The organism is Streptomyces sp. NPDC021100 (assembly GCF_044333095.1).
Lineage (GTDB): Bacteria > Actinomycetota > Actinomycetes > Streptomycetales > Streptomycetaceae > Streptomyces.
The window spans coordinates 218,915-238,051 of the sequence record NZ_JBIRQH010000002.1 but is presented as its reverse complement, the minus strand read 5'-3'; the positions used below and the strand labels follow the sequence as shown (position 1 = coordinate 238,051).

Here is a 19,137-nt window from a genome sequence, read left to right as displayed (position 1 = left end):
CGGCCTCGCGAGGAAGCGTGTGGGGACCCCCGGCGGCGGGGGCGCCACGCGGGCGTGCGCGGACCCGGGTGGGAGCGGAGAAGCCGTACCGCCGCACTCGGGAGCCGCGCGCGGGAGGGCGCGGACCGGCGCTCGTGAGGTTCACCGTCCCGCTGGGCGCGGGGATCTCACGCGGGCGTGCGCGGACCCGGGTACGCCCGTGTGCGGACCCGGGTACGGCCGTGGGCGCTCCCGGGTCCGCGCGCGTGAGGGACCGGCGGCGGCGCCCTCGGGCGTCAACGGCCCCCCGGCCGGGCAGACCGCCTCGACGGGACCGCTGCCCCGTGCGGGCGAACGAGTGATTCGCCCCCTCCGTGGGCAGGCGGTGCCGCGACCAGGGAAAGGGGAAACACCGTGACCGCTCTCGGCCTGCCCGCCACCGTCCGCGCCTGCCTGTTCGACCTGGACGGCGTCCTCACCCGGACGGCGACCGTCCACGCCGCGGCCTGGAAGGAGATGTTCGACGCCTTCCTCGCCCAGCGCGACGGGCCGGACTTCCGCCCGTTCGACCCGGTGGCCGACTACGACGCGTACGTCGACGGCATGCCCAGGGCCGACGGCGTCCGGACCTTCCTGGCCTCGCGCGACATCACCCTCCCCGAAGGGGACGACGACGATCCGCCGGACCGGGAGACCGTGCACGGCCTCGGCAACCGCAAGAACGCCCTGGTCCTGGCGAAGATCAAGAAGGAGGGCGTCCAGCCCTACCCCGGCTCGGTGCGGTACGTCGAGGCCGTCCGGGCGGCCGGGCTGCGCCGGGCCGTCGTCTCGTCCAGCGCCAACTGCCGCGACGTCCTCGTCGCGGCGGGCATCGAGGACCTGTTCGAGGTACGGATCGACGGCCTGGTCGCCACCGAACGGCACCTGCCGGGCAAACCGCACCCCGACACGTTCCTCGCCGCCGCCGAGGCGCTCGGTGTGACGCCGGCCGAGGCCGCGGTCTTCGAGGACGCCCTGGCCGGCATGGAGGCCGGGCGCTCCGGGAAGTTCGGCCACGTCGTGGGCGTCAACCGGGCGGACCAGGCCGACGCGCTGCGCCAACACGGTGCGGACGTCGTCGTGGACGACCTTTCGGACCTTCTTTCGGATCATCTGGGGGAGACAGCGTGATTACTCATCCGGCCTACCTCGTCGAGCCCTGGTGCCTCCGCGAGACCGAGCTCAACCTGGGGGTGCTGTCCCAGAGCGAGTCGGTCTTCGCGCTGTCCAACGGCCACATCGGCTGGCGCGGCAACCTGGACGAGGGCGAGCCGCACGGGCTGCCGGGCAGCTACCTCAACGGCGTCTTCGAGTTCCGCCCGCTGCCCTACGCCGAGGCCGGCTACGGCTACCCGGAATCCGGCCAGACGGTCATCAACGTCACCAACGGCAAGGTGATCCGGCTGCTCGTCGACGACGAGCCGTTCGACCTCCGCTACGGCCGGCTGCACCGGCACGAACGGGTGCTGGACTTCCGCACCGGCCTGCTGCACCGCACCGCCGAGTGGACGTCGCCCAGCGGCCGGAGCGTCCGCGTCCGCTCCACCCGGCTGGTCTCCTTCGCCCAGCGCGCGGTGGCGGCGGTGGCGTTCGAGGTGGAACCCCTCGACGGCGACGTGCGGATCGTCGTCCAGTCGGAGCTGGTGGCCAACGAGGAGATGCCCGACCTGGGCGGCGACCCGCGGACGGCGTCCCAGCTCAAGGACCCGCTCGTCCCGGAGCAGGCCGCCGCCCACGGCTCCCGGCTGCGGCTGCTGCACCGAACGGCCCGCAGCGACCTGAAGGTCGCCGTTTCGGCGGACCACGTCGTGGACGGGCCCGAGAAGACCGAGATGTCGTCGGAGAGCAGCGAGAACCTCAGCCGGCTCACCGTGGCCGCGCGGCTCGGCTCGGGACAGCGGCTGCGGGTGGAGAAGTTCGTCTCCCACGGCTGGTCGGCCGTCCGCTCCGTCTCCGCCCTGCACGACCAGGTGGACGCCGCCCTCGCCGGCGCCACCAGCACCGGCTGGCGCGGGCTGCTCCAGGAACAGCGCACCTACCTCGACCACTTCTGGGCCCGCGCCGACGTCGAGGTGGACGGGGACGCCGAGATCCAGCAGGCCGTCCGGTTCGCCCTGTTCCACGTCCTCCAGGCGGGCGCCCGCGGCGAGGCCCGCGCCCTGCCCGCCAAGGGCCTCACCGGACCCGGCTACGACGGCCACTGCTTCTGGGACACCGAGTCCTTCGTCCTCCCGGCGCTCACCTACACCGCCCCCCAGGCCGTCGAACAGGCGCTGCGCTGGCGCCACAGCACCATGCCCGCCGCCCAGGAACGCGCCCGCCAACTGGGGCTGCGCGGTGCCGCGTTCCCCTGGCGGACCATCAACGGCGACGAGTGCTCGGCCTACTGGCCGGCCGGCACGGCCGCGTTCCACGTCAACGCCGACATCGCGGACGCGGTGGTGCGCTATGTCTCCGCCACCGACGACGAGGACTTCGAGCGGGAGATCGGGCTGCCGCTGCTCGTCGAGACCGCCCGGCTCTGGCGGTCGCTGGGCCACCACGACCACCACGGCGACTTCCACATCGACGGTGTGACCGGCCCCGACGAGTACAGCGCCGTCTGCGACGACAACCTGTACACCAACCTGATGGCACAGCAGAACCTGCGTGCGGCGGCGCACGCGGCCGAGCGCCACCCCGACACGGCCGGCACCCTCGGCGTCGACGACGAGGAGACCGCCGCCTGGCGCGACGCGGCCCACCGGATGACGCTGCCGTACAACGAGGAACTGGGCGTCCACGAACAGTCGGCGGGGTTCACCGGCCACCAGATGTGGGACTTCGCGCGGACGGGCGAGGACCAGTACCCGCTGATGCTGCACTTCCCCTACTTCGACCTCTACCGCAAGCAGGTCGTCAAACAGGCGGACCTCGTCCTCGCCATGTGCCTGCGCGGTGACGCCTTCACCGCCGAGCAGAAGGCGCGCAACTTCGCCTACTACGAGGCGCTGACCGTCCGCGACTCCTCGCTCTCCGCCTGCGGGCAGGCGGTCATGGCCGCCGAGGTGGGCCATATGCGGCTCGCCTACGACTACCTGGGCGAGGCGGCCATGATGGACCTCTCCGACCTGGAGGGGAACACCCGCGACGGGATACACATCGCCTCCCTCGCCGGCACCTGGTTCGCCCTGGTCATGGGGTTCGGCGGGATGCGCGACCATGGCGACGCGCTCGCCTTCGCGCCCCGGCTGCCCGAACAGCTCGGCAGGCTCGCCTTCACCCTCCAGGTCAGGGGGCGCAGGCTGCGGGTGGAGATCACGGGCACCACGGCCACGTACACCCTCCTGGAAGGGGAGGCCCTGGACATTTGGCACTGCGGCGAGCGACTGACGGTCACGCCCGCCGCGCCGGAGTCCCGCGAGGTGCCGAAGCTTCCGGCCCGGCCCGCGCCGGAACAGCCCGCGGGGCGCAGCCCGGCGCGGCGCCGGGCGGTCGCCCACGCCGAGTCAGAGGCGCCTCCGGGACATCGATGATTCAGGTGGGGTCGGTGAGGCTGGTGTGACCATTGGGACGCGCCCTAGGGTGCGGTCATGAGTGCAACCGATTACCTCTCCGACCTGTTCTCGCTGCACGGGCGGGTCGCCGTCGTCACGGGCGGCAGCTCCGGCATCGGCCGGGCGATGGCGGTGGCCCTCGCCCGGGCCGGGGCGAGCGTCGTCGTGGTGGCCCGCAGAGAAGCCGAACTCGACGACACCGTCCGCGAGATAGCGGCACACGGCGGCCGGGCGGCGCGGGTCAGCGCCGACCTCGGCACCCGGGACGGCGTCCGCGCCGCCGCGGAGGAGGCCGTCCGGGCGTTCGGCGAGCCCGACATCCTCGTCAACAGCGCGGGCATCAACCTGCGTCCGCCGATGGGCGAGCTGGGGGACGACGTGTGGGACGCCACCCTGTCCGTCAACCTGGAGGCCCCCTTCCTGCTCGGGCAGCGGTTCGGGCCCGGCATGGCCGAGCGCGGATACGGGCGGATCATCCACGTCACCTCGCAGCAGGCGCACCGGGCGTTCGTGCAGAGCGGCGCGTACGGCGTCTCCAAGGGCGCCCTGGAATCCCTCGCCCGCTCCCAGGCCGAGGCCTGGTCACCGTACGGTGTCACCTGCAACACCCTCGTCCCCGGCTTCGTCATGACCCCGCTCAACGCACGCCTCTCCTCCGACCCGGAGAAGGTCGCCGCGCTCGCCGCCCGCACCCTCGTCGGACGGAACGGGATCGCCGAGGACTTCGCGGGGGCGGCGGTCTTCCTGGCGAGCCGGGCTTCGGCGTATGTGACGGGGCAGTCGGTGTTCGTGGACGGAGGGTTCTCGGTGCACTGAGCGGAGTCCCTCCCACGGGGCGACCCTGAGGGGACGTCGGCATTTTCTCAGGGTGGGGTCAGGGGTGAAGTGGGGGAAGGCCCGGATGCCGGGCCGCTGCCGGCGGAGAAGCATGGAGCCCATGAATTCCTCTTCTCCGAAGTCCACTTCGTCTTCTACCGGCGCGTCCGCGCCCTCCGCTGCCCGGCGCGGCCGACGGGCCCTCGCCGGGGCCGCGCTGGCCGGTTCGCTGCTCCTGACCGCGGGGGCGCCGACCGCCCTGGCCGCGGCCGACACGGGGGGCGCCTCGACCCCCGCCACCGCCCGGGGGCAGGCGGTACCCCCGCTGGACATCCAGGCCCTCCGTGCGGCCCTCGCGAACCTCGGCGACCCGCAGGCCACGGCCGCGCAGGTGAGAGTCGACGGCTCGGCCGGGCGCTGGTACGGCACGTCGGGCGTCGCGGACCTCCGGACGAAGCGTCCCGTACGGCAGGAGGACGCGTTCCGGATCGGCAGCATCACCAAGGTGTTCGTCGCCACCGTGGTGCTGCAACTGGCCGCGGAGCACAAGGTGGACCTCGACGCCCCCGTCCAGCGCTACCTGCCGGGTGTGCTGCCCGCCGGTTTCCCGCCGATCACGATCACCCAGTTGCTGAACCACACCAGCGGCCTGCCGGCGGAGAAGGGCACCCCCGATGTCTCCACCCCCGAGAAGGTCCTCCAGCACCGCTACGACCGTTGGACGCCGCGGGAGATGGTGTCCCTGGTGAGCCATGGACCGATGAGATTCGCCCCGGGAACCAAGCAGGAGTACAGAGGAATCAATTACGTGCTGGCCGCCATGGTGATCGAGAAGGTGACCGGCCACGCCTACGGGCAGGAGATAGGCAAGCGGGTCATCCGCCCCCTCCACCTCACCCGGACGTCCGTGCCCGGCAAGGACGTCACGATCCACGGGCCGCACGTGCACGGCTACTTGGCGATGTCCGACGGCACCCTGCGGGACGCCACGGTGTACGACCAGACGGAAGCCTGGGGCGAAGGAGAGATGATCTCCACGACCGGGGACCTGGACCGCTTCCTCTCCGCGCTCTTCTCCGGCCGGCTGCTGCCGGCGGCACAGCTGGAGAAGATGTTCACGCTGCCGCCCGCGAACGTCCGCATGGTGGACGGCAATCCGGCCCGCTACGGCGCCGGGCTGCAGACGGTCACGGTGAACGGGGTGACGTTCTGGGGCAAGACCGGTGAGCGGTACGGCTACAACTCGGCGATGGTCGCCACCCGCGATCAGCAGCGCCGGCTCGTGTACTCCTTCAACCCCACCCACCGCGACCAGTCCCAGATGAAGATGACCCTCCGCATAGCGGAAGCGGCCACGAAGGGGAAGGGCTAGCGGCGGCTCAGCCGACGCAGCGGAGGTCGCGAGCCGACGGCGCCCAGGTCGCGGCCGGGGGTCAGCAGCCGGACCCCGGGGCGGAGTTCGCGGACGGCCCGGGTCGTGCCGTCGGACGAGGCGTTGTCGACGACGATGACGGGCGGCCGTTCCGGCAGGGCGCCGACTCGACGAGCCGCGCGCCGCGTTCGACGGCCGGCGGCAGGGGGCGCCGGCGGGCCAGGGCGGCGGGGAGCCGGCGCAGGACCCCGGCCAGCGCGCGCCGGGCCTCCCGGTCGCCGGAGCAGTCCCGCGCCAGCGACCAGGTGCGGGAGAGGGCGTACGGCAGGGGACGGACCAGCCAGGCCGTCAGCAGCTCGTTGCGCCGCGCCCGCGCGGGCCGGCCGGCGCGCGGCGCCGGGTCGGGGACGTGCCGGGCGACGAGGGCGGGGCAGTGGACCAGCCCCCAGCCCCTCCGGGCCAGTTCGAGGGCGAGCAGGGTCTCCTCGCCCCCGAAGTGCAGCAGCGGGTCGAAACCGCCCGCTTCGAGGAAGGGCTCCCGCCGGACGACGGCCGAGCAGGCGAGGAAGCCGAGGATGGACGGGCCGGGCAGATCGGGCGCCCGGCCGAGAGGGGAGGCCGCGAGGACGCGGTTGATGGGATCGGGACGGCCCTCGGCGCCCACCCGGGTGGTGGCGGCGATCAGGGCGAGGCGCGCGTGGGCGTCGAACAGCTCGGCCGCCGCGGCGAGGGAGCCGGGCTCCCACCAGGAGTCGTCGTCGGCGAACGCGACGTAAGGCGTGTCCAGGGCTGCCGCGCCGAGGTTGCGGCCCACGGCGCCGAGGTTGCGTCCCGTCTCCAGGAGACGGACGCGTGGATGGAGGTCGCGCACGGCGGCGGGGGTGCCGTCGCGGGAGCCGTTGTCGACGACGAGGATCGGGGGGTGCTCGGGGAGTTCGGTGAGGTGGCGGAGGGTGTGGAGGAGGCGGGGGCGGCGGTTGCGGGTGATGAGGACGACGCCTACGCGGGGGGTGGGGGCGGGGGGCACGGTCCCTGGGTAACCGTTGCGCGGGGGCGCAAACGGTGGGGGTGCCCCGGTCCCCCCCGGAGGAGGGACCCCCATTTCACCGTTTCTTGCGGGGGCAGGCCCCCGCACCCCCGAAACCGCGCTTCGCGCGGTTGTCCTCAATCGCCGGACGGGCTGAATCGTGCGCCCGGCCGCGAAATCCAGCCTGTCCGGCGATTGAGGACGAGCGGCGAAGCCGCGACAAGGGGGTCTGGGGCGCAGCCCCAGGAAGCGGTGAAAGGGAGGGACCGGGGCACCCTCACCCCCCGACCTCCCGCCGCTTCAGGGGCCGTACCGCCGGCCCCTGAAGCACCGACCCGTCGGGCGCGAACCGCGACCCGTGGCAGGGGCACTCCCACGCCCGTTCCGCCGCGTTGAAGGCGACCAGGCACCCCAGATGCGTACAGCGGGCCGACACCGCGTGCGCGGTACCGTCCTCGTCGCGGTACACGGCGCAGTGCCGGCCGTTGACGCGCACCACCTCGCCGGTCCCGGGGGCGATGCCGGCTACGGCGTCCGCGCCGCCCGGCCGGAGGCGGTCGCCGACGAAGTGGCGGGCGACCTCGGCCTGGTGCCGGAGGAAGGCGGGAACCTCGCGGACCTGGGGCCACAGCCGGCGCGGGTCGTACAGGTCGGCCCACGGCGGGCGCCGGTCGTCGATCAGTTCCGTGAGCAGCCGGCCCGCCATGACGCCGCCGCTCATGCCCCAGCCGCCGAAGCCGGTGGCGACCCAGGTGTGGCGGGCGCGCGGGTGGAAGGCGCCGACCAGGGGGACGGTGTCGGTGGAGTCGTTGTCCTGGGTCGCCCAGTGCCGGTCGAACACGAGGGCGGGAAAGCGCTCGCGGGCCCAGGCGGCCAGCCGCTCGAAGCGGGCGGCGACGTCGGCGGTGCCGGGCTTGAAGCTCTCCCCGGTGACGATGAGCAGCCGCCGCCCGTCCTCGTGCGGCGCGCTGCGGACGGACCGCGTACCGCCCTCGGAGGTGATGTACATCCCGCCCGGGTCCTGGTCGGCGGGCACGGTGCCGGTGACCACCAGTTCCCGGCGCGGCGAGAGGCGGGCGAACAGCAGGGCCCGGTCGAAGACCGGGTAGTGGGTGGCGACCACCACGTCCCGCGCGGTGAGCACGGCGCCGTCCGCGGTCGTCACCCGGCAGGGCGTGCCCTCGTCCAGGCCGGTGACCCGGGTGTGCTCGTGGATGGCGCCGCCGCGCGCGACCAGGTCCCGGGCGAGGGCGAGCAGGTATTTGCGCGGGTGGAACTGGAGCTGGTCGTCGAGGCGCACGGCCGCCTCCACCCGGTAGGGCAGGCCGGTCCGCTCCACGTACGTCGCGTCGAGCCCGGCCTGGGCCGCCGCGTTGACCTCCTCGCGGACCTCGCCGCGGCCCTCCGGGCGGGTGACGTACGTGAAGGCCGGCCGTCGTTCCAGCTCGCAGTCGGCCTCCAGCAGCGCCGCCACCTCCGCGACGCGCTCGACCGCCTCGCCCTGCGACCGCGCGTACAGCCGCGCGCCCTCCGGGCCGCGGGTGCGCCGCAGCCGGGCGTAGACCAGGCCGTGCAGGGCGGTGACCTTGGCGGTGGTGTGGCCCGTCACCCCGGCGGCGATCCGGTCCGCCTCCAGGACGGCCACGGACCGTCCGGCGCGCACCAGTTCCCACGCGGTGCTGAGCCCGGCGACGCCGCCGCCGATCACGGCCACGTCGACGTCGGTCCCGGTGCCGGTGAGCGGGGGGTACGCGGAGTCGGGGGAGGCGGGAGCGGTGGACAGCCAGTACGACTCGGGGTCACCGTGCAGGAGCGGGCCGGAGGGGCCGGAAGGGTGCGCCATGGAGGAACGGATTCCCCCGCGCGGCGGACGTACCCGGGTGCGCGCCCGCGGTTCGTCCGTTCGGCCGACCCGCCCGCGTCCCGGTTTCGGCGGACGCCGCCGGGGAACCCGGGATCCGGAATCCGGCCTCCCGGAGCCGGGGCGACAGGCACGGAGCGATGACGAGCGGCACGAGGGAGACGGCATGCGGGCCCTGACCTGGCACGGAAAGCGGGACGTCCGGGTGGAGACGGTCCCCGACCCCCGGCTGGAGGAGCCCACGGACGTCATCGTCCGCGTCACCTCCACCGGCATCTGCGGATCGGACCTCCACCTCTACGAAGTCCTGGGACCGTTCCTGGACCCGGGCGACATCCTCGGCCACGAGGCGATGGGCGTCGTCGAGGAGACCGGCCCGGACGTCACCGCCCTGGCGCCCGGCGACCGTGTCGTGGTGCCCTTCAACGTCTCCTGCGGCGCTTGCCACATGTGCAACCAGGGCCTGCAGTCGCAGTGCGAGACCACCCAGGTGCGCGAGCGCGGCATGGGCGCCGCCCTGTTCGGCTACAGCAAACTCTACGGCCAAGTGCCCGGCGGGCAGGCCGAGTTCCTGCGGGTCCCGTTCGGCAACACGCTGCCGGTCAAGGTGCCGGACGGGCCGCCCGACGAGCGGTACGTCTACCTCTCCGACGTCCTGCCCACCGCCTGGCAGGCCGTCGAGTACGCCGCGATCCCGCCCGGCGGAACCGTCACCGTGCTCGGCCTCGGACCGATCGGCGACATGGCCGCCCGGATCGCCCTGCACCGCGGCGCGAGCCTGGTCATCGGTGTCGACCTGGTGCCCGAGCGGCTGGCCCGGGCCGCCGCACGCGGTGTCACCGTCCTCGACCTGCGCGCCCACACCGAACCCGGCGACGACGTCGTCACCGCCATCCGGGACCTCACCCAGGGGCGCGGGACCGACGCCGTCATCGACGCCGTCGGCATGGAGGCGCACGGCGCGCCGGCGGGGAAGACCGCCCACCAGCTCGTCGGCATGCTGCCGGACGCGTGGGCGCGGAAGCTGATGGAGCGGGCCGGTGTGGACCGGCTGTCGGCGCTGCACACGGCGATCGAGGCGGTGCGCCGCGGCGGGACCGTCTCCCTCTCCGGCGTCTACGGCGGGATGCTCGACCCGATGCCGATGATGACCATGTTCGACAAGCAGATCCAGCTGCGCATGGGCCAGGCCAACGTCCGCCGCTGGGTGGACGACATCCTGCCGCTGCTCGACGACGCCGACCCGCTGGGCGTCGAGGGCTTCGCCACCCACACGCTGCCGCTGGAGGAGGGCCCGAACGCCTACCGGACCTTCCAGGCCAAGGAGGACGGCATGGTCAAGACCCTGCTGAAGCCCGGAGCCGCCGCGTGACCGGCCGGCCGCTCGCGGCCCTCCTCGACGTCGACGGCACCCTCGTCGACACCAACTACCTGCACACCGTCTGCTGGTTCGAGGCGCTCCGCCAGGCCGGGCACCGGGTCGCGATGACGGACATCCACCACACCATCGGCATGGGCTCCGGAAGGCTCCTCGACCGGCTGCTGGGCGAGGACCGCGACCGCGACGCCGACGAAGACATCAGCGCCGCGCACAAGACGCTCTACGCCACCTGGTTCGAACGGCTGCCGGTGGTCGAGGGCGCCCGGGAACTGGTGCGGACCCTCGCCGGGCGCGGCTGGCGCGTCGTCCTCGCCACGTCGGCCCAGGGCTCCGAACTGGCCGCGCTGCGGGAGGCGATCGGGGCGGACGACGCGATCCTGGCCGCGACGAGCGCCGACGACGTCGAGGCGAGCAAGCCCGCCCCCGACCCCGTGCGGCAGGCCCTGGAACAGGCCGGGACGGAGCCCGGGCGCGCGCTGTTCTTGGGCGACACCGTCTGGGACGTCCACGCGGCGCGCAAGGCCGGAGTGGACTGCGTCGCCCTGCTGTCCGGCGGCATCGCGCGCGCCGAACTGGAGGAGGCCGGCGCGGTCGCGGTCTACCGCGACCCCGCCGACCTGCTGGCGGGGCTGGACGACAGCCCCTTCGCCCGTCTGGAGAAGGCCTGAGCAGGCGCGGCCGGTGACCCGCGCCCGGCGGCTCGCCGGGCGCGGGCCCGCGCTACCAGCGGTACCACCGGCCTCCGCCGGAGCGGACGAGGAAGCCGAGCAGCCAGATGACCAGCACGGCCAGCGCGATCCACCACAAAATCTTCACCGCGAAACCCGCGCCGAAGAGGATGATCGCGAGGATCAGGACCAGCAGCAGCGGCACCACAGTGATCACCTCCTGTCGGTCGCCCACCCGCCGTGGGGACGGCCTGTGCATCTCCAGTGTCCTCCGCCTGATCCGTTTTGTCCTGGTCGTCCGCCCCCGGATTCCGGCGACCGGGAGCCCGCCCTCCCGTCGGCGGGGGCTCCGGCGCCGCCCCGGGGCGTGCATGGCCGGGTATGCGCGGGGGTACCCGCCCCGGCCAGAGGAGGACGCCCCATGCCCACGCCCGGAGAACGCGACCACCGCGCGCGGAGGGGGGAGGACGAGACCGAGCGGCACGAGATGGAGGGGCGCCACGAGACGCCGGAGGAGCGCGCCGACCGGCGCTGGACCGAACTCCTCCAGGAGGTGCGCGTCGCCCAGACCGGTGTGCAGATCCTCTTCGGCTTCCTGCTGACCGTCGCCTTCACCCCGCGCTTCACCACCCTCGCCCCGACCGACCGCACCATCTACGTCGTCACGGTGCTGCTCGGGGCCGCCACCACCGGCTCCCTGGTCGGGCCCGTCTCCTTCCACCGGATCGTCACCGGCCGGCGGCTGAAGCCCGAGACGGTGGTGTGGGTGTCCCGGCTGACCGTCGTCGGCCTGATGCTCCTGCTCGCCACCGTGGCCTCGGCGCTGCTGCTCATCCTGCGGGTCGCCCTGCGCGGCCCGGCGGTGCCGTGGGTGGTCGCCGGGATCGTCGTGTGGTTCGTGTTCTGCTGGTTCGCCCTGCCGTGCTGGGCCCTGTTCCGCTACCGCGCCCGCAAGTGACACCCGCCGCCCGGCGGGTCCGCCGTCCCGCCCCCGATCGGTCCCGTTCCCCCGGCGGCGCCCCGCATGGCGTGTCACGGTGAGGGCAGACGAGCCCAGGGGGGAACGAGCGCAGCGAGCGAAGGAGCACCACCATGCCCGCAGGATCCAGCCCCAAGCGCGAGCGGCAGTACGAGCACATCAAGGACAGCGCGGAGTCGCGCGGCGCGAGCGAGAAGCGCGCCAAGGAGATCGCGAGCCGCACGGTCAACAAGGAACGCGCCCGCGCCGGCGAGTCCAGGACGGCCAGCCGCACCTCCCTCCAGGACATGTCGTCCTCCAAGCGGGGCGGTCAGCGGTCGCACTCCGGGGCCAAGGGCCCGACCAGGGACCAGCTCTACGAAGAGGCCAAGAAGAAGAACGTCGAGGGCCGGTCGCAGATGAACAAGGACGAGCTGAAGCGCGCCCTCGGCCGCTGAGACCGCCCCAAGGGTCACGGCAGTTCCACCACCCCCACCGCCGACTCCACCAGGCTCCCCAGATACAGCCGCCCGGCGTGGGCGCACACGCTGGTCACCATGCGGAAGCCGGGCGACGGCCGCCGCAGGTCCCGGACCACCCGGCCCGCCGCGTCCAGCGCCAGCAGCCGGACGACCGGCCGGGGATCCGGCAGCAGCCCGGACGGCAGCGCCCAGACGGCGCGCCGCAGCAGCGGCGGTGACCGGTGCAGCAGGTCGAGCGCGGGCTCGCGCGGACCCGCCAGGGCCACCCAGACGAGGCCGTCCGGGCCGGTGGAGAGGTTGTCGGGGAAGCCGGGGAGGTCGTCGGCGAACACCTCGCGGCGGCCCGACCGCGGGCCCGTCAGCCACAGGCGCGTCAGCCGGTACGCCCCCGACTCGGCGACCACGACGGACGAGCCGTCGCCGGTCACGGCCACGCCGTTGGCGAACTGCAGCCCGTCCAGCACCACTTCGGGGCGCGCGGCCCCGGGCTCGTACCGCAGCAGCCGGCCGGTGCCGGAGTGCTCCAGCAGGTCGCCCATCCAGTGCTCCAGCGGAAAGCGGGCGGAGGCGTCGCTGACGTACACGGCGCCGTCCGGCGCGACGACCGCGTTGCTGCACACCCACAGCGGATCGCCGTCCGCCCCCAGCAGCGGCTCGGTGCGCCCGGACGCCGGGTCGAGGCGCAGCAGCCCGCGTGCGGCGTCGCACACCAGCAGTCGCCCGTCGGGGAGCGGCCACAGGCCCAGCGGACGGCCGCCGGTGGCGGCGAGCGTCCGGGGCGGGCCGCCGCCCGCCGGGTCCACGGAGAGGATCCGCCCGTCCGCCACCCCGGTCAGCAGCCGGCCCGAGACGGCGTCCCACCGGACGTCCTCCGGGCCGGCGGCGCCCAGCGGCAGCCGCCGCACCGGGGGCAGTCCGGCCGGCGCGGCGCCGGGGACGGGGCCCCGGGGGCGGCGCGGCGGGTGCCAGACGACCGGACGGAGAGGGGGTTTGCGCAAGGACATCGGGAGAACCCTTCCTGGCGGGACGAGGCCGGGAAGCGTACCCACGGCCCCGCCGGGAAAACGGCCGTCCCCGGCCGACGTGCGCGCACCGCCACCCCGTGGCACGGTGGGCGGGGCGCGGCACGGACCCGGACCGACCACCGACGCGCGCAGCAGGAGGCACCATGCCGAGCCCCGAGGACGCCGAGAACCGCCTGCGGCGGGCCGCCGACGAGGAACGGGACGCCTACGGAGGCGAGGACCACCCCGTCGGCGCGTACGCCGGAGCCATGGGCGTGTACGTCGCGGGCATCGCCGCCCTGGCCGGCGCCGCCCGGCTCGCCGGCCGCCGGGTGCCCGAGCCCGGACCGTGGGACGTGCTGCTGTGCGCGGGCGCCACCCACCGGCTGTCCCGGCTGATCACCAAGGACTCCGTGACCAGCCCGCTGCGGGTCCCGTTCGCCCGCTTCCGCGGCGCCGGCGGCCCCGGCGAAGTCCAGGAGGAGGTGCGCGGCCACGGCGCCCGCAAGGTCGTAGGCGAGCTGCTGACCTGCCCGTTCTGCACCGGTCTGTGGATCGTCAGCGGGCTCGCGGCCGGGCTGGTCTTCGCCCCCCGGCCCACCCGGCTGGCCGCCGCCGCCCTCACCGCGCTCACCGGCTCCGACCTGCTGCAGTTCGCACGGGTCCGGATGCAGCAGGCCGTCGGCGAGTGACCGTCGAGGAGGTTCCATGACGCATCCGTCCCACGACCGCCTGGAAGGCCGCGCCGCGCTGGTGACCGGCGCCTCCCGGGGGCTCGGCCTGCTCATCGCCCGCGAACTCGCCCGCCGCGGCTGCAAGGTGCTCATCTGCGCCCGCGATGGCGAGGAACTGTGCCGGGCCGAACGCATGCTGCGCGCCGAGGGCGCCGAAGTCCGCGCCCTCGCCTGCGACGTCACCGGAACCTCGGCCGCCCGGCGGCTCGTCGACGCCACGACCGCCGCGTTCGGCGGCCTCGACATCCTCGTCAACAACGCCGGCAACATCCAGGTGGGCCCCGTTGCCGCGATGACCGAGACGGACTTCCGCGACGCGATGGAGACCATGTACTTCGCCCCGCTGCGGCTCGTCCTGACCGCCCTGCCGGAGATGCGCGAACGCGGCGGCGGGCGCATCGTCACCATCGCCTCGCTCGGCGGCCGGGTCGCCGCACCGCACCTGCTGCCCTACGCCGGCGCCAAGTTCGCCCTCACCGGCCTCTCCCAGGGCCTGCGGGCCGAACTCGCCGCCGACGGCATCAGCGTCACCACCGTCCTGCCCGGCCTGATGCGCACCGGATCGCACACGGCCGCCCGCTTCAGCGGCCAACCCACCCGTGAGTACGCCTGGTTCGCGGTCTCCTCCGGGCTGCCGCTGCTGTCCATGGACGCCGAGCGGGCCGCCCGCGCCATCGTCCGCGCCGCCGAGCGCCGCCGCCCCGAGCTGGTGCTCACCCCCGTCGCCAAGGCCGCCGTCCGGCTGCACGGCCTGGCCCCCGCCACCACCACCCGCGCCCTCACCCTCGGCGCCCGGCTGCTGCCGCGCGGCGGGCCCGGCCCCGCGCACGACGTGCCCGGCCGGCAGGCCGCCCGCCGGCTCGGCTCCGCCGCGGTCGCCCGCCTCACCGTCCTCAACGACCGGGCCGCCCGCCGCTACAACCAGCGGACCGGGCCGTGAGGCGCGGCGCCGCCGCCGGAGCGGGTGGCGAGGACGCCTACGACGCGGCGCCCTTCGTCCCCGCCGGCGCGGACCTCGGCGCGCTGCGGGACGCGGCGGCCGGCTGTCACGGCTGCCCGCTGTACCGGGACGCCTCGCAGACCGTCTTCGGCGCCGGTGACGCTTCGGCTCGTGTCCTCCTCGTCGGCGAGCAGCCCGGCGACCAGGAGGATCGCAAGGGGCATCCGTTTGTCGGGCCGGCTGGTGGCGTGCTCGACCGGGCGCTCGCCGAGGCGGGCATCTCGCCCGGTGAGACGTATGTGACCAACGCCGTCAAGCACTTCAAGTTCGAGCCCGCGGCTCGGGGCAAGCGGCGGATCCACAAGGCGCCGAGCCTTCGGGAGATCAGTGCTTGTAAGCCGTGGCTTGTGGAGGAGCTGCGGCTGGTGGAGCCCGAGGTGGTCGTCGCGCTGGGCGCGTCCGCGGGGAAGGCGTTGCTGGGGTCGGGGTTCCGGGTCGGCCGGGACCGGGGAGTCCCGCTTCCCTTGCCGCTGCCCTCGGGGGAGGGGGCGCTGGTCGCGACGGTTCATCCGTCGGCGGTTCTGCGGGCGGATGAGGCGGGGCGGGCGGAGCTTTATGGGGGGCTGGTGGCGGATCTGCGGGTGGCGGGGCGGCTGCTGGGGTGAGGGCGCCCCGGTCCCGCCCTTTCGCCGTTTCCTGGGGCTGCGCCCCAGACCCCCTTTTTCGCGGCTTCGCCGCTCGTCCTCAAGCGCCGGACGGGCTGAAATAGCCCGTCCGGCGCTTGAGGTCAGCGCGCGCAGCGCGCTTCGGGGTGCGGGGCGGAGCCCCGCAAGAAACGGCGAAAGGGCGGGACCGGGGCACCCCACCCTGTGACCGGGCCCACGGGCCCGCGATCACGCCCCCCACCTGCGGCTTCACTCGTGGTGACCCACCGCACACCCCCCACGCTTCTCCCGGCGGGGAACCGCTTGTGACGATATCGGGGTCGCCGAAGCGCCGCCCACCGCACAGGGCCGCCCACCGGCGCACCCCGGCCCCCGCCGCGGAACGCGGCGGGGTCTTCGACGCCCGGACGACCGATCCGCACGCGCCCGGCAGACGGCGCGCGGACACGTGGGGCCCGAACGTGCCGGCCCGCCCGACCCGCCTAATCACCCACGGACGGACCCTTGCGCCCCACGCCAGCCCAGCCCGCCGCCCTCACGACCGATGCCGCCCCCCGCGTGCGCCCGGTCCGCGCCCTGCTCGCCCGCCGTCCGGCCGGTGGCCAGGGTGACCGGTCGCCCTGGCGCTGTCTGCGCAGCCGCAGCATGCGCTGGTGGTCGGCCGCCAATCTGGTGTCGAACCTCGGCACCTGGATGCAGCTGACCGTGCAGAACCTGCTCGTGCTCCAGCTGACCGGCTCCGCCGCCGCGACCGGTCTCTCGCTGTCCGTCCAGGCCGCGCCCGGTCTGCTGTTCGGTCTGCTCGGCGGTGCCGTCGTGGACCGGCTGCCGCGCAAGGTCACCGCCGCCGTCAGCCAGGCGCTGCTGGCCGTCGTGGCCTTCACCACCGCCGTGCTGGTGGGGTGCGGCATGCTCACCGTGCCCGTCCTGATGATCCTCGCCGCCGTCACCGGCCTGATCGCCACCGTCGACGGCCCGGCGACCTCGCTGCTCGGCAACGACCTCGTCCCGGAGAAGGACGTGCCCTCGGCCATCGCCCTGGGCTCGGTCGTGCACAGTGTCGGCCGGCTCGCCGGTACCGCCCTCGCGGCCGTCGGCATCGCCACCATCGGCACGGCGGGCGCGTACGCGCTCAACGGCGCGTCGTTCCTGTTCGTGACCGCGGTCATCCCGTTCCTCAAGCTGCACCCGGACGCCCGCGCGGCGGCCGAGGCCGCGCCGGCCGACGCCGCGGCCGGGGGCGGGCGCGGTGGTCTGGCGTTCTTCCTCAGCCGGCGCACGTTGGTCGCCCTCGCGGTGATCGCCGCCGTCAGCGCCGTCCTCGGCCGCAACTACCAGCTCACCCTCGCCACCCTCGTCACCGGGCCGCTGCACGGCGGCGCCGGCGCCTACGGCCTGGTCTCCGCGCTGCTCGCCGTCGGCGGCATCGTGGGTGCCGTGGTGGCCGGCCGGCTGCGGAAGCCGACCGTGCGGCTGGTCGCGCTGCTCGCCGCGGCGGGCGCGGTGCTCCAGATCGCGGCGGGCGTGAGCCCGATGCTGATGATGCTGCTGGTGATGGTGGTGCCGATGGCGATCGTCGAGTCCGTCTCGGACACGGCCACCACGACCGTCCTGCAGACCGACCCGCCGCCGCACATGCGCGGCCGCGTCCTCGGCGTCTGGCGCAGCGTCAGCACCGCCTGGGGCCTCGCCGGGCCGCCGCTGCTGGGCCTCCTCGTGCAGGGCGCGGGCGAGCGCGGCGCGCTCGTGATCGGCGGCGTGGCCATCACGGCCGTCATCGGCGCGGGCATGCTGTTCCGCCGCCGCCGGGGCGCACCGGCCGTTCGCCCGGCGGTGGCGCCGGTCGCCGAGCCGGCCTTCCAGACGGCGGCCTGAGCGCCGCCGGCCGGGCGGACGGGTCAGCGTCCCCCGGGAACCAGCGGAACGCCTCTTCCCCCGGGGCGCCTCACACCAGCGCGGCCCAGACGATCACCGTCACCACGAAAACCAGGACGAGGACGCCGATCGCGACGAGCGGCCCCTTCGCCCAGCCCCGCGTCGGGTTGTAGGTCTCCCGGGGGCCCGCGCCGCCCGTGCTGTCCTCGCCGGGCGGCGTCTCGCCCGGCGGTACGCCGCCGCCGGGCTCCAGGCCGGGGGTGCGGGCCGGGTCCGGATCGGGGTTGCTGCCGGTCATGGCGGTTCGCCTTCCTGTCGTGACGTCCCCCGTGGTGTTCCGGTGGCTGTCGCCTTCGTCTTCAGGGTGCCGCGTGGCGGGGGCGGGGGCCACGCGGGGCGTGTGCCCCGGATCCGCCGTGTCCCTCCCTCCCACGGCCCGTCGCCGATCCCACCGCCTCCAGGACCTCGTCCACCCCGATCCGCAGCAGCAGCGGGTCCGGGGCGCGCCCGTGGGGGTCGCCCGGCGCGCCCGGGTGCCAGAGCGCCCGGTGGCGCGGGGCCGGCGGCGGGCCCCAGAGCGCGGGGGAGACGGGACCGAAGAGGGTGACGCTCGGCGTGGCATGGGCCACGGCCAGATGGGCGATGCCCGTGTCCCCGCTGACGACCGCCTCCGCCTCCGCGACGAGCGCCGACAGAGCGGCGAACGGCAGCCCGCCGGCCAGCGGACGCGCGCCCGCCACCGCCACCTCCCGTACGAGCTCCTCCTCCCCGGGCCCGCCCGTGACCACCACGTCGCGGCCCGCCACGGCGAGGGCGCGCACCACCGCCGCGTACCGCTCCGCCGGCCAGCGGCGGGCGGGCGAGGCCGCGCCGGGGTGCACGACCACCGCCCCGGGGGCCGGGGAAGGGGTGTCCGGACGCGGCAGGGCCAGGTCACCGGCGTCGGCCGGGACGCCGTAGGAGCGCAGCAGCCGGCACCAGCGCTCGCGCTCGTGTTCGTGCGCCCGCCAGGGCGGCCCGTCGATCTCGGGGGTGTCCGGGTGGGCGAACGCCAGCAGCCGCCCCGGCCGCAGCGCGGAGAGCAGCCGGTGGCTCGGCGGCCCGTTGCCGTGCAGGTCGACGGCCAGCTCCGGCGGGCGGCCGGTCCAGGCCAGAGCGCGCGGAACGGCCCGTCCGGGCGCGGACGCCGGGAGCAGGCGGTCGACGGCGCCCGTGACGGCGGTGACGGGCGCGAGGTCCGCCGGTGCGGCGAGCACGATCTCGTGCCCCGGGTACGCCCCGCGCAGCGCCCGCAGCGCGGGTATCCCCGCGAGCAGATCCCCGAGCCCGAGGGCGCGCAGCACCAGCACGCGGGGACGGTCCGGCGACGCGTCCCCGGCCGCCCTGCCCCTCACCGCCGCTCGCCCCGCGAGGCGCGGGCGGACCGCGGTGATTCCGCGGCCCGCGGTGGCCGGGCGGTGCGCGTCGGGTCGGCTTCCCCCGCCGGCCGCGTGGCGGGCGCGGGGCCCTCGCCCGCCGCCCGCCGGGAGACATCGGCGCGGGGGCCGCGTCCGGCACGCGAGGCGCCGGCGGCCGGGCCCCCTCCCACACGTCGAACCGCATCCGAGCCGCCCTCCGCGCCGGCGACGGAGGCCGGGCCCGTGCCACGAACCGCCGTCGTGCGTACCCCCGCACCGGGTTCCGCGCCTCCGGCCGTGGTGCCACTCCGCGTGCCACGAGCCGTGGCGGGGGCGGTGCCCGTGTCCCGTACGGCCGCCGGGTTCGCGGTCGGCTCCGCCCCCCTGGCCGTCGGCCCGGCCG

Annotated in this window: 18 protein-coding genes; 12 read left to right on the top strand and 6 right to left on the bottom strand. The window is 75.1% G+C overall.

What is annotated here, in order from left to right; genetic code table 11:
* Positions 1 to 393: 393 nt before the first annotated feature.
* The 4 genes from ACH4PU_RS04675 (at position 394) to ACH4PU_RS04660 (ending at position 5,742) form a co-directional block, all read left to right on the top strand.
* Entirely contained in the window at positions 394 to 1,149 is a 756-nt protein-coding gene (locus ACH4PU_RS04675; protein WP_398265925.1) for an HAD family hydrolase, read from the top strand.
* Positions 1,146 to 3,533 carry a glycoside hydrolase family 65 protein gene (locus ACH4PU_RS04670; RefSeq protein ID WP_398265922.1) on the top strand — a complete coding sequence of 796 codons (2,388 nt, stop codon included), beginning with the start codon at positions 1,146 to 1,148 and terminating at the stop codon, positions 3,531 to 3,533. The genes ACH4PU_RS04675 and ACH4PU_RS04670 overlap by 4 nt, the downstream gene beginning before the upstream one ends.
* Positions 3,534 to 3,590: 57 nt before the next feature.
* The gene (locus ACH4PU_RS04665) at positions 3,591 to 4,370 is read left to right on the top strand and encodes an SDR family NAD(P)-dependent oxidoreductase (protein ID WP_398265919.1); all 780 of its coding nucleotides are present in this window, start codon (positions 3,591 to 3,593) and stop codon (positions 4,368 to 4,370) included.
* 121 nt (positions 4,371 to 4,491) lie between these two features.
* Positions 4,492 to 5,742 (top strand): serine hydrolase domain-containing protein, encoded by a 1,251-nt coding sequence (locus ACH4PU_RS04660; protein WP_398265916.1) that lies wholly within the window; start codon positions 4,492 to 4,494, stop codon positions 5,740 to 5,742.
* 61 nt (positions 5,743 to 5,803) lie between these two features.
* Here the strand turns inward: ACH4PU_RS04660 and ACH4PU_RS04655 are convergent, their stop codons facing one another.
* Entirely contained in the window at positions 5,804 to 6,769 is a 966-nt protein-coding gene (locus ACH4PU_RS04655; RefSeq protein WP_398265913.1) for a glycosyltransferase family 2 protein, read from the bottom strand.
* A 277-nt stretch (positions 6,770 to 7,046) separates the two neighbouring features.
* Positions 7,047 to 8,612, bottom strand: a complete 1,566-nt coding sequence (locus tag ACH4PU_RS04650) for an FAD-dependent oxidoreductase (RefSeq protein WP_398265911.1) — start codon at positions 8,610 to 8,612, stop codon at positions 7,047 to 7,049.
* A 184-nt stretch (positions 8,613 to 8,796) separates the two neighbouring features.
* Here ACH4PU_RS04650 and ACH4PU_RS04645 point away from each other — a divergent pair, with 184 nt between their 5' ends.
* Positions 8,797 to 10,002, top strand: a complete 1,206-nt coding sequence (locus ACH4PU_RS04645) for a zinc-dependent alcohol dehydrogenase (protein ID WP_398265908.1) — start codon at positions 8,797 to 8,799, stop codon at positions 10,000 to 10,002.
* Positions 9,999 to 10,679, top strand: coding sequence for an HAD family hydrolase (locus ACH4PU_RS04640; RefSeq protein ID WP_398265905.1), 681 nt, complete (start codon positions 9,999 to 10,001; stop codon positions 10,677 to 10,679). The genes ACH4PU_RS04645 and ACH4PU_RS04640 overlap by 4 nt, the downstream gene beginning before the upstream one ends.
* Positions 10,680 to 10,731: 52 nt before the next feature.
* Here ACH4PU_RS04640 and ACH4PU_RS04635 read toward each other — a convergent pair whose 3' ends face one another.
* Positions 10,732 to 10,887, bottom strand: a complete 156-nt coding sequence (locus ACH4PU_RS04635; protein WP_004955622.1) for a hypothetical protein — start codon at positions 10,885 to 10,887, stop codon at positions 10,732 to 10,734.
* Between the two features lie 213 nt (positions 10,888 to 11,100).
* On the opposite strand from ACH4PU_RS04635, the gene ACH4PU_RS04630 reads away from it, so the two are divergent.
* Together ACH4PU_RS04630 and ACH4PU_RS04625 are read left to right on the top strand one after the other, a co-directional pair.
* Positions 11,101 to 11,637 (top strand): DUF6328 family protein, encoded by a 537-nt coding sequence (locus ACH4PU_RS04630; RefSeq protein WP_398265902.1) that lies wholly within the window; start codon positions 11,101 to 11,103, stop codon positions 11,635 to 11,637.
* Between the two features lie 134 nt (positions 11,638 to 11,771).
* On the top strand, positions 11,772 to 12,095 hold the full coding sequence (locus ACH4PU_RS04625; RefSeq protein ID WP_398265899.1) for a plasmid stabilization protein: 324 nt from the start codon (positions 11,772 to 11,774) through the stop codon (positions 12,093 to 12,095).
* 14 nt (positions 12,096 to 12,109) lie between these two features.
* Here ACH4PU_RS04625 and ACH4PU_RS04620 read toward each other — a convergent pair whose 3' ends face one another.
* Positions 12,110 to 13,123 (bottom strand): SMP-30/gluconolactonase/LRE family protein, encoded by a 1,014-nt coding sequence (locus ACH4PU_RS04620; protein WP_398265896.1) that lies wholly within the window; start codon positions 13,121 to 13,123, stop codon positions 12,110 to 12,112.
* A gap of 164 nt (positions 13,124 to 13,287) precedes the next feature.
* On the opposite strand from ACH4PU_RS04620, the gene ACH4PU_RS04615 reads away from it, so the two are divergent.
* The 4 genes from ACH4PU_RS04615 (at position 13,288) to ACH4PU_RS04600 (ending at position 17,337) form a co-directional block, all read left to right on the top strand.
* Positions 13,288 to 13,815 (top strand): DUF1360 domain-containing protein, encoded by a 528-nt coding sequence (locus tag ACH4PU_RS04615; protein ID WP_398265893.1) that lies wholly within the window; start codon positions 13,288 to 13,290, stop codon positions 13,813 to 13,815.
* A 16-nt stretch (positions 13,816 to 13,831) separates the two neighbouring features.
* Complete coding sequence (locus tag ACH4PU_RS04610) at positions 13,832 to 14,797, top strand: SDR family NAD(P)-dependent oxidoreductase (RefSeq protein ID WP_398265890.1); 966 nt, start codon at positions 13,832 to 13,834, stop codon at positions 14,795 to 14,797.
* Entirely contained in the window at positions 14,794 to 15,462 is a 669-nt protein-coding gene (locus ACH4PU_RS04605; protein WP_398265887.1) for a UdgX family uracil-DNA binding protein, read from the top strand. The genes ACH4PU_RS04610 and ACH4PU_RS04605 overlap by 4 nt, the downstream gene beginning before the upstream one ends.
* Before the next feature lie 645 nt (positions 15,463 to 16,107).
* Entirely contained in the window at positions 16,108 to 17,337 is a 1,230-nt protein-coding gene (locus tag ACH4PU_RS04600) for an MFS transporter (RefSeq protein ID WP_398266950.1), read from the top strand.
* 70 nt (positions 17,338 to 17,407) lie between these two features.
* On the opposite strand, the gene ACH4PU_RS04595 is transcribed toward ACH4PU_RS04600, so the two are convergent.
* A complete protein-coding gene (locus tag ACH4PU_RS04595; RefSeq protein WP_398265884.1) occupies positions 17,408 to 17,635 on the bottom strand; it encodes a DUF6480 family protein in 228 nt (75 codons plus the stop codon).
* A 61-nt stretch (positions 17,636 to 17,696) separates the two neighbouring features.
* Entirely contained in the window at positions 17,697 to 18,686 is a 990-nt protein-coding gene (locus tag ACH4PU_RS04590) for a glycosyltransferase family 9 protein (RefSeq protein ID WP_398265880.1), read from the bottom strand.
* Positions 18,687 to 19,137 lie beyond the last annotated feature (451 nt).